The sequence below is a fragment of the Paenibacillus sp. FSL W8-0439 genome (genome assembly GCF_038008995.1).
GTDB classification, from domain to species: domain Bacteria; phylum Bacillota; class Bacilli; order Paenibacillales; family Paenibacillaceae; genus Paenibacillus; species Paenibacillus polymyxa.
Genome location: NZ_JBBPAK010000001.1, coordinates 5,318,852 through 5,333,298 on the forward strand (window position 1 = coordinate 5,318,852; position 14,447 = coordinate 5,333,298).

Annotated in this window: 15 protein-coding genes; 1 reads left to right on the forward strand and 14 read right to left on the reverse strand. The window is 47.2% G+C overall.

From position 1 onward, the window contains the following. Window positions 1-52: 52 nt before the first annotated feature. On the reverse strand, window positions 53-499 hold the full coding sequence (gene fabZ, locus MKX36_RS22820) for a 3-hydroxyacyl-ACP dehydratase FabZ (protein ID WP_013373420.1): 447 nt from the start codon (window positions 497-499) through the stop codon (window positions 53-55). A gap of 569 nt (window positions 500-1,068) precedes the next feature. Between fabZ and MKX36_RS22825 the strand changes: the two genes are divergently transcribed. Further along, the gene (locus tag MKX36_RS22825) at window positions 1,069-1,206 is read left to right on the forward strand and encodes a hypothetical protein (RefSeq protein ID WP_340865775.1); all 138 of its coding nucleotides are present in this window, start codon (window positions 1,069-1,071) and stop codon (window positions 1,204-1,206) included. Window positions 1,207-1,397: 191 nt separating this feature from the next. On the opposite strand, the gene MKX36_RS22830 is transcribed toward MKX36_RS22825, so the two are convergent. From MKX36_RS22830 to atpA, 13 genes are all read right to left on the reverse strand, one after another. Beyond that, window positions 1,398-1,610 (reverse strand): DNA-directed RNA polymerase subunit beta, encoded by a 213-nt coding sequence (locus MKX36_RS22830; RefSeq protein WP_019688814.1) that lies wholly within the window; start codon window positions 1,608-1,610, stop codon window positions 1,398-1,400. Window positions 1,611-1,620: 10 nt separating this feature from the next. Further along, a complete protein-coding gene (locus MKX36_RS22835; RefSeq protein ID WP_025366008.1) occupies window positions 1,621-2,448 on the reverse strand; it encodes a flagellar hook-basal body protein in 828 nt (275 codons plus the stop codon). Between the two features lie 13 nt (window positions 2,449-2,461). Beyond that, on the reverse strand, window positions 2,462-3,346 hold the full coding sequence (locus MKX36_RS22840; RefSeq protein ID WP_016822894.1) for a flagellar hook-basal body protein: 885 nt from the start codon (window positions 3,344-3,346) through the stop codon (window positions 2,462-2,464). Between the two features lie 123 nt (window positions 3,347-3,469). Continuing rightward, window positions 3,470-4,468 carry a rod shape-determining protein gene (locus MKX36_RS22845; protein WP_016324820.1) on the reverse strand — a complete coding sequence of 333 codons (999 nt, stop codon included), beginning with the start codon at window positions 4,466-4,468 and terminating at the stop codon, window positions 3,470-3,472. Window positions 4,469-4,639: 171 nt separating this feature from the next. Then, window positions 4,640-4,927 carry a sporulation transcriptional regulator SpoIIID gene (gene spoIIID / locus MKX36_RS22850; RefSeq protein WP_013373425.1) on the reverse strand — a complete coding sequence of 96 codons (288 nt, stop codon included), beginning with the start codon at window positions 4,925-4,927 and terminating at the stop codon, window positions 4,640-4,642. A gap of 199 nt (window positions 4,928-5,126) precedes the next feature. Continuing rightward, window positions 5,127-5,867, reverse strand: a complete 741-nt coding sequence (locus tag MKX36_RS22855; RefSeq protein ID WP_016822893.1) for a M23 family metallopeptidase — start codon at window positions 5,865-5,867, stop codon at window positions 5,127-5,129. Window positions 5,868-5,937: 70 nt separating this feature from the next. Continuing rightward, complete coding sequence (gene spoIID, locus MKX36_RS22860) at window positions 5,938-7,377, reverse strand: stage II sporulation protein D (protein WP_340865778.1); 1,440 nt, start codon at window positions 7,375-7,377, stop codon at window positions 5,938-5,940. A gap of 215 nt (window positions 7,378-7,592) precedes the next feature. After that, entirely contained in the window at window positions 7,593-8,948 is a 1,356-nt protein-coding gene (gene murA, locus MKX36_RS22865) for a UDP-N-acetylglucosamine 1-carboxyvinyltransferase (protein WP_017427134.1), read from the reverse strand. Between the two features lie 325 nt (window positions 8,949-9,273). Further along, window positions 9,274-9,525 carry a DUF1146 family protein gene (locus MKX36_RS22870; protein ID WP_016822891.1) on the reverse strand — a complete coding sequence of 84 codons (252 nt, stop codon included), beginning with the start codon at window positions 9,523-9,525 and terminating at the stop codon, window positions 9,274-9,276. A gap of 345 nt (window positions 9,526-9,870) precedes the next feature. Then, window positions 9,871-10,284: a F0F1 ATP synthase subunit epsilon gene (locus MKX36_RS22875; protein WP_340865781.1), complete on the reverse strand. Its 414-nt coding sequence runs from the start codon at window positions 10,282-10,284 to the stop codon at window positions 9,871-9,873. A gap of 70 nt (window positions 10,285-10,354) precedes the next feature. Beyond that, window positions 10,355-11,755, reverse strand: coding sequence for a F0F1 ATP synthase subunit beta (atpD, locus tag MKX36_RS22880; RefSeq protein WP_016822888.1), 1,401 nt, complete (start codon window positions 11,753-11,755; stop codon window positions 10,355-10,357). Window positions 11,756-11,876: 121 nt separating this feature from the next. Next, the gene (atpG, locus tag MKX36_RS22885; RefSeq protein WP_025366011.1) at window positions 11,877-12,743 is read right to left on the reverse strand and encodes an ATP synthase F1 subunit gamma; all 867 of its coding nucleotides are present in this window, start codon (window positions 12,741-12,743) and stop codon (window positions 11,877-11,879) included. Between the two features lie 175 nt (window positions 12,744-12,918). Then, window positions 12,919-14,433, reverse strand: coding sequence for a F0F1 ATP synthase subunit alpha (gene atpA / locus MKX36_RS22890; protein ID WP_016822886.1), 1,515 nt, complete (start codon window positions 14,431-14,433; stop codon window positions 12,919-12,921). Between the last annotated feature and the right edge of the window lie 14 nt (window positions 14,434-14,447).

The following is a 14,447-nucleotide window of genomic DNA, read 5'->3' on the forward strand; positions in this document are numbered from 1 at the left end:
TATGTACACATGCACTCGGTTCAGACGTCGTGCTTATGTCGGCAGGGCTTGTCTATTGTGGTGGGTCTGATAAAGCAAACATAATCTCGCCCTCAGCTACTACCGTGTCGCCCACTTTCGCCGTAGCTTTCCCTTTGCCAAAAGCGCCTTTGGAACGAGTAATTTCCACTTCAAGTGTCAGCGTATCCCCAGGGACTACCTGTCCACGGAAACGGAAACCGTCCAACCCTGCCAAAAAGCCGATTTTGCCGCGATTGCTCTCTAGGTGCAGTAATGCGACTGCTCCGACTTGCGCCAACGCTTCAGTGATCAACACACCAGGCATAACGGGATAACCCGGAAAATGTCCAATGAAATGAGGCTCAGTCATCGTTACATTTTTAATGCCTACTGCTCTCTTCCCTTCCTCCAGTTCAATAATACGGTCCACCAACAAAAATGGCGGTCGATGCGGAATAATCTCCTGAATTTGATTAACATCCAATTGCAATTTGTCCATTTAGCTTAATAACTCCTCCCGCTTGCAGATTTCACTCTGTTCAGCCAGAGTTACTGCAAGCATAATATTACCCCGCTAACGCTGTATAAAAACAGCTCATCACGGCAACAATGTTAGATATCCTTCACCTACTGCAGAAGTGAAGGTTGAGATAAGGGGCTTTTTCCGCCGGTTACGCAACCAGAGGCGAGAAGAAGCCCTTTTGCTCGTGCTTGGTTTTACCCCGCAGTGTTATAAACTCCCCATCATTATACATTCATCAGGTGCAAAAAGAAAATTATGCGGAAGTACCATATTTGTTGCTCCTATTATGGAGTGAAGCGAAGTTTCAATTGAGTCAAGGTGAGCAGGCTAAGGGGGATGGATCATTCTTCCGATCGCTGTTATCCTCAGATTTTCCATTATATAAAACCCAAAAGGGTTAAAATCCGAGGATAAAGGCGAACGCTATCGCTTCTTCAGAACGATTCCATCCCCTCCGCCAAGTTATTTTTGACTCATAAAGAAAGCTCGCTTCAATAATACTCGCTTGTCGTGAAGGGCAGAGAAACAATCGGAGGGCTCTGCGAATGGCCTACATTGGCCGTAAGCCAATGCGTGCTGCGCTGGCGGCTCTTGCCGTTGGAGATAAAACAAAACCCTGCGCCACTGGCACAGGGTTTTGTTTTATCTATACTCCCCACACAATCGCGGGTGGTTTATTTTAATAAGAGTGGCCCTAATGGCGGGTAGCTAGCGGAGCGAAGGATTTGAATCTGGAGAAGCGTGAGCGTTCGCCTTTGCAACGGGATTTTTACATCTAAATAACTTATAAAATAAGAAAATTCCGTTGCAACAGCGATCGTAAGATCAAATCATTCGCGAGCGTTCACTTCCCGCCCCCACTCATTAAAGTAAACTAAGGCGCAAATATAAGATCAATGACATGCTGCCAGGTTTTCCATTCAAATACGCCTGCCAGCCCTTGCTTACCTACAATTACATATCCTGCAATTAAGCCGCCTAACAGCGAGAACAGGAGCAGCAACGGAACTACGAAATAACGAGCAGTACGCCAGCGGGATTTAGTCTTTTCAGGCATCGGACGGGAATCAGATTGTTCTTCCTTCATCACCAAATCCTTAAGCCCTCAAATTGTTAGCCAGGTTCATCATCGTATCGCTAGAGGTTAATGCCCGTGCCGCCATTTGATACATCCGCTGGACTTGCATCATATCCGTCATTTCGCCCGCTAAATCCACATTAGACTCCTCAAGATAACCGGAACGCACAGATACGTCCGTTGGAACAGCACCTGCCACCCCTGCTGCACCGAATACGTCGGCTTCTGTCACGCCATTTGCTAACACAAACAGGTTATCATCCCGCTGTTGCAAACCTTCTGGACGCTGTACATCCATTAGCTTAATTCGCTGACCAACTGTCGGAGCGCCAGTTCCATTAGCACGAATCAGCAATTCGCCATCGGAGTTAATAGCTACTTTGGAACCCGCTGGTGCAGTCACAGGAACATCGTTATTATCCAGCACAGAATAACCTTCGGCAGTGGTCAACATCATCGTCTCATTATCATTCGGATCAGGAATAAAATGAAAGCTGCCATCACGCGTCCAAGCTTTTTGCCCATTTCCTTGGATTTCAAACAAAGCATTCCCCTGGATCGCCAGATCGGTAGGAAGTCCCGTCTCCTTGAGCGGACCTTGCTCCATATTTTTCATAATTGCGGCCGTTTTGACTCCGTAGCCCAAATTATAGCCGAGCGGCATCGCCCGTCCATTTTGGAGATACGTCGAAGGCTGTTGCTGCACATTAGCCAATACATCTTCAAAGGAACCCTGTTTACTCTTATAACCAACTGTATTGACATTGGCGATATTATCGGCAATTAAATCCAAACGCTGCTGCACACTGGCCATAGACACCATTGCGCCAATCATGGAGTTGTTCATCACTTACCCCCTGTTATACACGGCCTACTTCGTTAACGGCCTTGTCCAAGCTTTTATCATAAAATTGAATAACCTTCTGATTCGCTTCATACGCTCTTAACGCAGCCATCATATCCACCATCGACTGAGCAGCATCTACATTAGATACTTCCAGATAGCCCTGGCGAACAGATACAGTATCGTTAGCGGTCATCATTCTAGCCGTAGCACCATCCGTATCATTCAGACGGAAATTACCGTTGCCCTCACGAACGAGCTGGTATGGCCGATCAATAACACTAATTCCAAGCGTCGTTCCGAGCAACTGGTTAGATTGGCTGTCCACCAATTGACCCCGTTCATTTACTTTAAGCGCTGAGACAGGCCCCGTCAATTGAATTGGGTTTCCATTCGTATCCAACACTGCTGAACCAGTCGACGAAAGCAATGCTCCCGTTCCATTTACTTGAAAATGTCCGTCACGTGTATAGCGGACATTACCATTATTGTCCCGTACCGTAAAAAACGCTTCTGGACGATAGGTGACTTCACCGTTAGCATTGATGAATTTTCCCGCCTGATCAAAAGCCATAGGTCGACCAGTAGCCGGGTCATTCACATTAATATTGGACTGTATCGCAAAATCCGTAGTTTGTCCACTATCCTTCAACGCTCCCTGAATGTAAGGAGAGAGGCTTTCCTCAGCAAAAACGCCAGTATTAAGCTTGCCGACCGTGCGGTCCGGGTTATCAGGGTTTCCCCCCGTCATGGAAATAAGCATTTCGGGGAATGAGCGCTGAACGCTATTCTCCTGTTTATATCCCGTGGTATTCATATTAGCAATATTTTGCGTCACAGTGTCATGACGTCGTTGTTGTGTCATCATTCCGGCGGCCGCAGTATATAAACCTCTCAACATGTATCGTGCACCCCAATCCTATACTCTGCTCATCAATTATATGCTCGCATGGAGGCACTAAAGCCAAAATGCTAGGCAACCTGCCTGACCGCACACGAGTCTCTTATAGTCACTATCGGCAGATTAGAACTTTTTCTTAACCACATGATCCAAATTATCCAGCATAATTCCTGTACCTTTAACGACACAATGCATCGGATCTTCGGCAACCAGCACTGGAACACGCAATTCTTCAGCAAGCAGCTCGTCCAAACCACTAAGCAACGCACCACCGCCAGTCAAAATGACACCACGGTCAATAATATCGGCTGATAGCTCCGGTGGCGTCTGCTCCAGTACAAACTTAGCTGCAGCTACAATCGCTGACACGGGATCTCTCAGCGCGTCCTGCACTTCTTCCGCGGAAATACTTAACGTTTTGGGCAATCCGGATACCATATCCCGTCCACGGATGTCCATCTCAGCACGTCGTCCGCTCGGATGCACGGTTCCGATAGCAATCTTGATATCCTCAGCCGTACGTTCCCCGATGAGAAGCTTGTACTTCGTTTTCACATATTTCATGATGGCTGTATCAAATTTGTCCCCTGCCATTTTAATAGAAGAAGCTGTTACAACATCTCCCATAGAGAGGACTGCAACGTCTGTTGTTCCGCCACCAATATCTACGACCATGTTGCCGCTAGGCTCAAAGATATCCATTCCGGCCCCGATGGCAGCCGCTTTTGGCTCTTCCTCCAAAAATACTTCTTTCGCCCCGCTACGCTCCGCCGCTTCACGAATCGCTTTTTGCTCCACTGAGGTAATGTTCGTCGGCGCACAAATCAAAATACGAGGGTGGCTGTACCAGCTTTTACCCCCTACCCGATTAATAAAATATTTTAACATCGCTTCCGTTACTTCAAAATCGGCGATGACACCATCACGCAATGGACGGATGGCTATGATATTACCTGGAGTACGTCCTACCATACGGCGCGCTTCTTCTCCAACAGCCAGAACTCTTTTTGTATCGCTTTCTATCGCAACAACGGAAGGTTCGTCAAGAACAACCCCCTTACCTTTGACGTGGATAAGCACGTTGGCCGTACCGAGGTCAATACCAATATCATTACTGAACATATTAAAAAGGCCCCCAAAGTGATATTTTAAAAAGCTAAGATTCGACAAGAAGCGGCAAATATATGTATAAACCTACGGTTACATGTCATTTTTCGTCTTGTACCATCTTTTAACATATCATACTTCAGGGGGTTGATTCAATGGCTTTGCCAGCCAATTCACTATATATTTTTAGGACTTGCCAGAAACAAGAATTCCCCTTCTTTTCCCACTCGTTTTTTTGTATTTAATTTTCGTCGCTTCACCCCCCCGCAGATGGCGGATGGATTTATGGTATTCGAGAATGTGCTTCACCTGATCGGCAAGATCCGGGTTAATTTCAGGCAGCCGTTCGGTCAGATCTTTATGCACCGTGCTCTTGGAGACACCAAATTCCTTGGCAATCGTACGGACCGTATTCCTTGTTTCCACGATACAGCGACCGATTTTGATGGTCCGTTCCTTGATGTAATCGTGCACGCTCCCGCCTCCCTACTGTGGATAGTTTGGTACATTATATGAGGAGCGTGCCTATATATTCGCGGTTTGGTGGTAGACATGCTTCGGAAGGCCTATTTATTTGGCAAAAGTAGCTTATGTTTACCTTATGCGCTAAAACTACACAAGAAAAAAGCAGGGAATATGAATTCCCCGCTTTGCATGCAAAGCTATGACCCATTTATTTTTTAGGAAGCAGACCTGTTGGATTCACCGGCTTGTCATCCTGGTACACTTCAAAATGCAGATGTGTTTTCAAATCCTTTTCGAGCTCATTGCGACCTGCTGAAGCAATCACATCATTTTGTTTCACTTGATCGCCTTCTTTTACTTTCAGATCGCTCAAGCTTTGGTACACTGTTTTGAGATTATTATCATGCGTGATTTCTACGACGTTACCTACCAGCGGATGTTGTTCCACACGGGATACTTTCCCACTCAGTGCAGCTCTCACTTCAAACGCTTGATCGTCGGACCGAGAAAGGTCAATCCCGGTGTTAGCGGTAAATGTTTTATCGTACTCTACCATAGCTGCCGCTTGCTCATCAGCCGTCGCGTTTTCGTCAAAGAAAGGCTTAACGACCTGCACTGCGCTAGCATCTGCCACCGGCCATGCGATATTTTCCGACTGAGCAACAACCTCCACACTTTCTGGTTGTTGTTCGTTAACATCGGTACTCACTGCGCTTGTGCTTTGTACCGATGGACTAGCTGGGTCTGGTTTGAAAGACTTATGGCTAGCATCCTGATAGACCCACACTAAGGTTAGTATAATGGCTGCTGCGGCAATGTAGGCTGCCGGGTATGCCCACCTTTTGGACAACAGCTTTTTCCACGAAGACGGCCGTGAAGCTCTTCCACCCTGAAAGGTTTTGGGTGTATCTTCATGATTTTGGTTCTGGTTTTTATTTTGTTCACTCATTTGCTCATCACCTCAGTAACCAGTGTTACCGGGCGCAACTCTTTTATACTTCAAAGTTACGAAAAATTTACTAACTTAGAATACGAGAGGCATTCGCAAAAGAAATGCCAGTATAATAGTGAAGAAGAATCTGAGTGGCCGTATGGCCTTCCTTGGCCATTCCGTTGGCTCCCCACTGACTCATACCGACGCCATGGCCATAACCGTAGGTCGTTATAGCAATCCGATCCCCTTCGGTCTTCCACGTAAATTCAGCCGATCGTAGCCCTAGTTTGTTACGAATCTCCGGTCCCGTAAAGAGCGAACCTCCCACCTCAATCTTTTTGATGCGATGCCCTTCTGTTTTGGAGAGTATACGAATCTCTGGCATACTCCCCCCTCCAGTAGAAGCAGTGACCGCAGCACGACTCAATCCTAATCTATCGAACAAGCTCTGACGGCTCAGTGTAACGGTTTCTGTAAAACGAGGAGCCAACTGCTTGTCCCATGGACTGGACACACTTCGTAAATAGGGCACGGCCTTCGCCCATACATCCTCTGAATTTTCGGTATAGCCGTTGCTGGTAGAAAAAAAAGAAGCTGTAATGGGTTTGCCATCATATACCATGATTGTATCCTTGGTGTCGCGTACAGCCTGACGAATTTTAGTCAGATCTGCGGATTTACCAGAATGCTCCCATTCTCTAGTAAGTTTAGCTTTGGAGATGTAAGCCTGGTGTTTAACGGTATCTGTCACATCTGCGCCCGCCGGGGCACCACTGGTATCATCAGCCAACAAACGCCGGGTAATGAAGGTACGCGCGGCAATGGCCTGTGCCTTCAATGCCTCTTCCTCAAAGCTGGGCGGCATTTCAGCTGCTACTACGCCGACAATGTATTGCTCCAAAGGCAGTGTCTCCGTCCGGCCAGTAGACGTGACGTACACCCGCACGTCCGGCTCTGCCGCAGCTGGCACGCTGCGCGCTGGAGCAGCCGGTACGGCCGGCATCGGCGGGACACCCGGCAGGCGCGTAACGGGCGCCTCGCTCTTTGCCGCCGTATTAGGCTGCGCGGGTGCGGCTGTGCGGCTCCCAGACGGCAAAGGCTGCACTGCCTGGCGTGGCCATGCCATTAGTGCGGGCACCGCCATGGCAAGCACCAGCACCCCTGCCATGGCGGCAAAGGGCAGCCATGGGCGGCGGCTCCCCCAACGTGGGGCTCGACCGGCTACAGGCCGCAGATGCGGCTGCGGTCCCTGCCGCCTGCTTGCGTCGCCTGTGTTACTGGTCGCTGTTTCAGCATCAGGAAGCATCGCACCGACAGTGTGTATAGTGGAAGTCAACGCTGTGGTACGCCGATGGGTCTTGGCGATAGGCGGCAATGCGCCTGTTCTGTCTGGCTGCTGCTGCATAAGCTTATTTTTCTGCAACGAAGTTGCTATAGATCCAGAGCTTTCCTTCGCAAGTGAGGTCTGGCGATGTTCCTTAGGATGATGAATTGGTATACGGATGCGAACCTGTGAATCTTTCATAGGCTGAAACCTCCATCAAAGGGTTAAGTGTCCGGCTAAAGTACACATATACTCCAGCAGATATTCTCAATCATATGAGGTCGTCCACTTTGATAGAACCGTTTTGAGAGAACTGAAAGAATGAAAAAGACAGGCAGCAAAAACACAAAAAAACCAAGTCCTTTCGGACTTGGTTCTAATGGTTCAAGTTAATACCTATGCCAATACGTTAAAGGTTAGGCGAGGGAAGGTTGAATCTTCTTGAACAGATTCCCTGACGTTTCTTCTGCCACAACGCGTTCTGTGCTGGCCGAATGATCCAGTTTGGATTCATCTACAGTCACTCTGTAAATATCCGCTCCCAATCCAGTCAGTTTTTCAGCCAAATGAACGTAACCACGATCGATGTGATGAACGCCAGATACCTCCGTTGTACCTTCTGCAATAAGTCCAGTCAGAATTAACGCAGCACCTGCACGCAAATCTGTCGAGGTTACTTTCGCGCCTGTCAGCTTAGCATTGCCAGTTACAATCGCCGAACGACCTTCGACCTTAATTTCCGCATTCATGAGATGAAATTCATCCACATGCATGAAACGATTTTCAAACACAGTTTCCGTAATGATGCTCGTTCCTTCAGCGGCAAGTTGAAGTGCCATCATCTGAGACTGCATATCAGTTGGAAACCCAGGATAAGGCAGCGTTTTAACATCAACGGCCTTTAGCGGCTTATCCGCAATGACACGAATACCATTTTCATCGGGTTGAATCGTTACACCCATTTCTTCCATCTTGGATATAACCGGTCCCAAATGATCGGATATCGCGCCTTCTACATATACGTTCCCGCCTGTGATCGCAGCAGCAACCATATAAGTACCTGCTTCTACCCGGTCGGGAATGACCGTATGTTTTACACCATGCAGCTTCTCAACGCCTTCTATACGAATTACGCCTGTGCCTGCACCGCGTACTTTGGCTCCCATGCCATTCAGGAAGTTGGCGAGATCAACGATCTCAGGTTCCTTAGCAGCATTCTCAATGGTAGTTACGCCCTCAGCAAGAGTAGCGGCCATCATAATATTCTCGGTTGCTCCTACGCTGGCTACATCCAAATAAACTTTAGCTCCGCGCAGACGACCGTTACTTTTAGCTTCAATAAAGCCCTGGCCCAAGCTTATCTCGGCGCCCAACGCTTCGAACCCCTTCAAATGCTGATCAATAGGTCTTGTTCCAATTGCGCATCCGCCTGGAAGCGAGATTCTTGTACGTCCCAAACGTGTAAGCAATGGCCCCATAACCAAAAATGATGCGCGCATTTTCCTAACCCACTCGTAAGGGGCTTCACAGGAAATTATCTTCCGCGCGTCAACACGAATGACCTCGTCTTGGTATGTAACGCCTGCTCCTAAGGACTCCAGCACTTTGTTAATGGTCATCACATCGTCTAGAGGAGGTGCATCCATAATAACACTTTCTCCTTCTTCTCCTAACAGAGAAGCGGCGATGATCGGCAGAACTGAGTTTTTGGCTCCGCTGACTTTGACACTCCCGGTCAATCTGTTGCCACCGCGGACGATAAATTTGCTCATCTATGGTTCCCTCCGCGCGTCATTTCTCTTTTCCATTTTTGAAAAAAAGAACATATTCCGCTATTTTCATGCCTTGCTTTTTCATTACATAAAAAAACAAGATTTTACTAATACCCTAACTGCCATCATACCACTGATTAAAACAAGTATACAAGCGTTTTTTTGTACTTGACGACCATTGCGTTCTAACTGATTCAGCCAGTTATACATGTATGGTTCTTTTGTTTACCATTGTTAACAATATGGCACGATGTTATTCGACAATTCCTGCAACATCCACAGTCATAAAATCATATAACCCGCCTACTTCATGTTAAAACAAATTCTAGAGCATCTGGCTCCAAGAGATGTAGTTCAACAAGAAACCAGAAACCAACTGTCCCAAAATTATAGCAAGAAACAAGTGCAGCAATCTGCCCTGCGGTCCTTTGGGTTGCCGGATTAACAAATCCAGCTTTAAGCTTTGCAAAGCCCACCAAGCTAACGCTATACAGACGAGCGATACGATCATGGAGATCAGCGCGGTCATACTCGCCGATTGACTTAACTGTTCAGCCAACTGCTGCTTCCCGTTCATCCGTAATTCCTCCCATCTGCGTCACAGACTTCTTTATAATACTCGGCGAGCGCCTAATATGCCAGTGCTATTTCTGTTTCCAGTACATTTATTTCGACAAAATGTGAATAATCACTTCTGTTTCGCGAATTTAAAAGGTACTAAATACCTAGCCATCAAACAAGAAATAGGACTATATTTTTGGAAAAGACAGCTAAAAAAGGGCTCGATCACAGTGATCGAAGGAAGCAAAGGCGTCACTTACCTTCTGCAGGCATTCTTGGGCAGAAGTTATGAAGTGGTCTCTTTGTCATTCCATCCGTATACTATGCCGAACCCTTTTAAAATTCCACTCAAAATCCAATATTAATTCTTATTGGTTCTGATACTTGTAGCATTCAATCGGTTAAGCGCCCGTTGCAGAGCGACTTCTGCCCGATGATGATCTAACTGTTCCTGCTTGCTCTGGAGCCGCAGTTCTGCCCGCTCCCTTGCCGCACGGGCACGCTCCACATCAATATCTTCGGAACGTTCCGCACTCTCAGCCAAAATGACCACTTTATCTTTGCGGACTTCAACAAAGCCCCCATTGACCGCGATCACTTCAGTTTGACCACCGATTTTAATACGTATCGGTGCAATCTTCAAGGGAGTGACCAAGGGAAGGTGTCCTGGTAAAATCCCAAGATCGCCTTCCGAGCCGCGAACACTGATGCTGTTTACCTGTTCCGTATAGACCAGGCGCTCCGGCGTCACAATCTCTAGTAAATACGTGCTCACTTGAATCCCTCCTGGAAGCTGTCCACAGACAGCTCACTTCGTAAGGCTCGGCTATTCTCTGCCTGTATGTTTACAACGTTTTAGCTTTTTCAACTGCTTCTTCGATGGCTCCTACAAAAAGGAAGGCCGCTTCTGGAAGGTGGTCATACTTGCCCTCCAAAATTTCTTTGAAGCTTCGTACAGTTTCTTTAACCGGCACATATTTACCCGGGAAGCCGTTAAATGCTTCGGCAACATGGAAAGGTTGTGAAAGGAAACGCTGGATTTTACGGGCACGTGCTACCAGCATTTTATCTTCTTCACTCAACTCGTCCATACCCAGGATCGCAATAATATCCTGAAGCTCATTGTAGCGGGCCAAAATTTGTTTTACCCCTTGCGCTACATTATAATGCTCTTCACCCACAACGTCTGGAGCCAAAATACGGGAGCTTGATGCGAGTGGATCAACCGCTGGGTAAATACCCATTTCGGAAATTTTACGTTCCAGGTTCGTTGTAGCATCCAAATGGGCAAACGTAGTAGCAGGAGCCGGGTCAGTGTAGTCATCCGCAGGCACGTAGATTGCCTGAATGGAAGTAACCGAACCTTTTTTAGTAGAAGTAATCCGTTCTTGCAATTGACCCATCTCAGTTGCCAGCGTAGGCTGGTAACCTACTGCGGAAGGCATACGTCCCAACAGGGCAGAAACCTCAGAACCTGCTTGGGTAAAGCGGAAAATGTTATCAATAAAGAGCAACACGTCACGGCCTTCTTGATCACGGAAATACTCAGCCATCGTCAGACCTGTGAGTGCAACACGCAAACGCGCACCCGGAGGCTCGTTCATTTGTCCAAACACCATCGCAGTTTTGTTGATAACGCCGGAATCTCTCATTTCATGGTACAAGTCATTTCCTTCACGTGTACGTTCACCTACACCTGCGAATACAGAAATACCACCATGCTCCTGAGCGATATTGTTAATCAATTCTTGAATGGTTACGGTTTTACCTACACCAGCACCACCAAACAATCCGACTTTACCACCTTTGGCATAAGGAGCCAGCAAGTCGATAACCTTAATACCAGTTTCGAGCATCTCTGCTTGAGTTGTCAGTTCTTCGAAAGAAGGCGCTTGACGGTGAATCGGATTTCTAGCCGTTTCACTCATATCAGCACCATTATCAATTGGCGTTCCAAGCACGTTAAATACACGTCCAAGAGTAGCTTCGCCGACAGGTACCGAGATAGGCGCTCCCAGATCTATTGCTTCAGCTCCACGAACCAAACCATCTGTGGAAGACATGGCAATACAACGCACACGGTTGTCACCTAGATGTTTTGAAGCTTCGAGCGTCAGATCAATTTTGACTCCGCTCTCCAGCACAGTCCCAATATGAATGGCATTCAGAATTTCCGGAAGCTGCCCACGTTCAAACTCAACGTCGACAACCGGACCCATGATGCTCACTACGCGTCCTTTGTTCATCTTTTGGTTTCCCTCCTACAAGCTTGCACAGCCGCAAATCCGAACCATTCTGATTGGTTTTGCGCCCGCAATTTATCATAATAGTGTAGACCCTGTTATAAAACAGTCGCAAGAAGTCGCATTAAGACTGAGCGTTAGCCCCTGCGACAATTTCCGTAATTTCCTGGGTAATAGCCGCTTGACGAGCACGGTTATAGGTTAAGGAAAGCTCTCCAATCAACTTGGTAGCATTCTTCGTAGCTGATCCCATTGCCGTCATCTTCGCTCCCAGCTCACTTGCTTTACCATCCAGCAAAGCGCCGTAAATGAGCGTTTCCGCGTAACGCGGCAGCAATACTTCAAGCACACCTTCTGGTGAAGGTTCATACTCATAGTTAATTGAGGATGAAGTCGTAGCAGAATCCGGTGTTGCCATCGGTAACAAACGATCAACTGTTGGAATTTGAGTCAATGCGTTGACAAAGCGGTTATAGCATAGATAAAGCTCATCAAATTCTTTAAGTTCAAAGCCTTGTACTGCCTTGCTAGCAATCGTTTTGATATCTGCAAATGCAGGTGTATCTGACAGATCTGTTACCGATTCAGCGATAGGAAATTCACGACGTCTGAAATAATCCCGTCCTTTTCGCCCAATGATGAAAATCATAAATTCATCCTGTGAACGGTGACGTTCAGCAATCGTCTGCGTAACCTGTCGCAAAATATTGGCGTTATAACCACCAGCCAGACCACGATCAGATGTAATGATGAGATAAGCCGTCTTTTTAACTGGACGCGTCTCTAGCATTGGATGCTTGATGTTATTCGCTCCAGAAGCAATGCTACTCACAACTTCTTTAAGCTTTTCCGAGTAAGGACGAGCCGATTCCGCTTTTTCCTGAGCTTTTCTCAGCTTGGATGCAGCGACCATTTCCATTGCTTTCGTGATCTGCTTCGTACTCTGCACACTTTTAATCTGACGTTTAATCTCGCGCATACCTTTTGCCATGATTTCACCACCTTCAAGCTTTGACAAAGCCAAAGCTAACTTCGTAAGATTCAAATCCAGCCGGACATATGTTAAAGGGCCTGTTAGTGAGGGTAAAACATGCCAAGGAAGCCACAACCCAGAGGGTACGCTTCCTTAGGACATCTTTCATCATAAACAGGCAAATTCCAATGTATTAAACCGACGTGGCGAATGATTTTTTGAATTTCTCGATAGCTGCCTTCAAAGCTGCTTCATTATCAGCAACCAAGTCTTTCGTGTCGCGGATAGATTGAAGCACATCCTGATGATCGGACTCCATGAAAGACAGGAAGTCTTTTTCAAAACGTTTTACATCCGCTACAGGAATATCATCGAGGAAGCCTTTTACAGCAGTATACAAGCTCACTACTTGTTGCTCTACAGCAAGCGGTTGGTTAACACCTTGTTTCAAAATTTCCATCATGCGTGCACCGCGATCGAGACGGGCTTTAGTGGATTTATCCAAGTCGGACCCGAATTGGGAGAACGCTTGAAGCTCACGATATTGAGCGAGATCCAGACGCAGGGAACCTGCAACCTTTTTCATCGCTTTAATCTGAGCGGAGCCACCTACACGAGATACGGAAATACCTACGTTGATCGCCGGACGTTGCCCTGCATAGAACAAGTCAGCTTCCAGGAAGATCTGTCCATCCGTGATGGAAATAACGTTAGTTGGAATATACGCAGAAACGTCGGAAGCCTGTGTCTCGATGAACGGCAATGCGGTAAGTGATCCGCCACCGAGCTCATCATTCAGCTTCGCTGCACGTTCCAGCAAGCGAGAGTGCAGGTAGAAAACGTCACCCGGATATGCTTCACGACCCGGTGGACGACGCAGCAACAGGGAAAGTTCCCGGTAAGCAGACGCTTGTTTAGTCAAGTCATCATAAACAACGAGGACGTGCTCGCCTTTGTACATAAAGTACTCACCCATGGCACAGCCAGAGTAAGGAGCAATGTACAGCAATGGTGATGGTTCGGAAGCAGATGCCGTAACGACAATCGTGTATTCCAGCGCACCATGACGACGCAATGTTTCAACAACTTGAGCAACCGTGGATTGTTTTTGACCAATAGCAACATAAATACATTTCATGCCGTTGCCTTTTTGGTTCAAAATAGCATCGATTGCGATAGAAGTTTTACCTGTTTGACGGTCACCGATAATCAGCTCACGTTGGCCACGACCAATCGGAACCATCGCATCAATAGCTTTAATCCCTGTCTGCATAGGCTCATGTACCGATTTACGGGCCATAACGCCTGGAGCCTGACTTTCAACCGGACGGAATTCTGTTGTAGCAATCGGTCCTTTACCGTCTACCGGTTGTCCCAGCGGGTTAACTACACGTCCGATCATTGCTTCGCCTACAGGGACTTGCATGATCTGACCTGTACGTTTTACTTGACCACCTTCGCGAATGTCGGAGAATTGACCCAAAATAACAACACCGACATTGCTCTCTTCCACATTGAGCGCCAAGCCCAATACGCCAGTGTCGAATTCGACCAATTCACCGGCCATAACTTTTTCCAGTCCGTAGACGCGGGCAATACCGTCGCCGACTTCAACAACAGTGCCGACTTCAACGACCTCGATATCATTTTTATATTGTTCAATCTGACTTTTAATCAATGAACTGATTTCCTCAGGTTTGATACTCAAGTGTGTTCACCCCT

Bases quoted from the DNA above. Each gene is read 5' to 3' on its own strand.
- fabZ (WP_013373420.1), bottom strand. From the start codon at position 499: ATGGACAAATTGCAATTGGATGTTAATCAAATTCAGGAGATTATTCCG.
- MKX36_RS22855 (WP_016822893.1), bottom strand. From the start codon at position 5,867: ATGAGTGAACAAAATAAAAACCAGAACCAAAATCATGAAGATACACCC.
- MKX36_RS22830 (WP_019688814.1), bottom strand. From the start codon at position 1,610: ATGAAGGAAGAACAATCTGATTCCCGTCCGATGCCTGAAAAGACTAAA.
- murA (WP_017427134.1), bottom strand. From the start codon at position 8,948: ATGAGCAAATTTATCGTCCGCGGTGGCAACAGATTGACCGGGAGTGTC.
- MKX36_RS22840 (WP_016822894.1), bottom strand. From the start codon at position 3,346: ATGTTGAGAGGTTTATATACTGCGGCCGCCGGAATGATGACACAACAA.
- atpD (WP_016822888.1), bottom strand. From the start codon at position 11,755: ATGAACAAAGGACGCGTAGTGAGCATCATGGGTCCGGTTGTCGACGTT.
- MKX36_RS22870 (WP_016822891.1), bottom strand. From the start codon at position 9,525: ATGAACGGGAAGCAGCAGTTGGCTGAACAGTTAAGTCAATCGGCGAGT.
- spoIID (WP_340865778.1), bottom strand. From the start codon at position 7,377: ATGAAAGATTCACAGGTTCGCATCCGTATACCAATTCATCATCCTAAG.
- MKX36_RS22845 (WP_016324820.1), bottom strand. From the start codon at position 4,468: ATGTTCAGTAATGATATTGGTATTGACCTCGGTACGGCCAACGTGCTT.
- atpG (WP_025366011.1), bottom strand. From the start codon at position 12,743: ATGGCAAAAGGTATGCGCGAGATTAAACGTCAGATTAAAAGTGTGCAG.
- MKX36_RS22825 (WP_340865775.1), top strand. From the start codon at position 1,069: ATGGCCTACATTGGCCGTAAGCCAATGCGTGCTGCGCTGGCGGCTCTT.
- MKX36_RS22835 (WP_025366008.1), bottom strand. From the start codon at position 2,448: ATGAACAACTCCATGATTGGCGCAATGGTGTCTATGGCCAGTGTGCAG.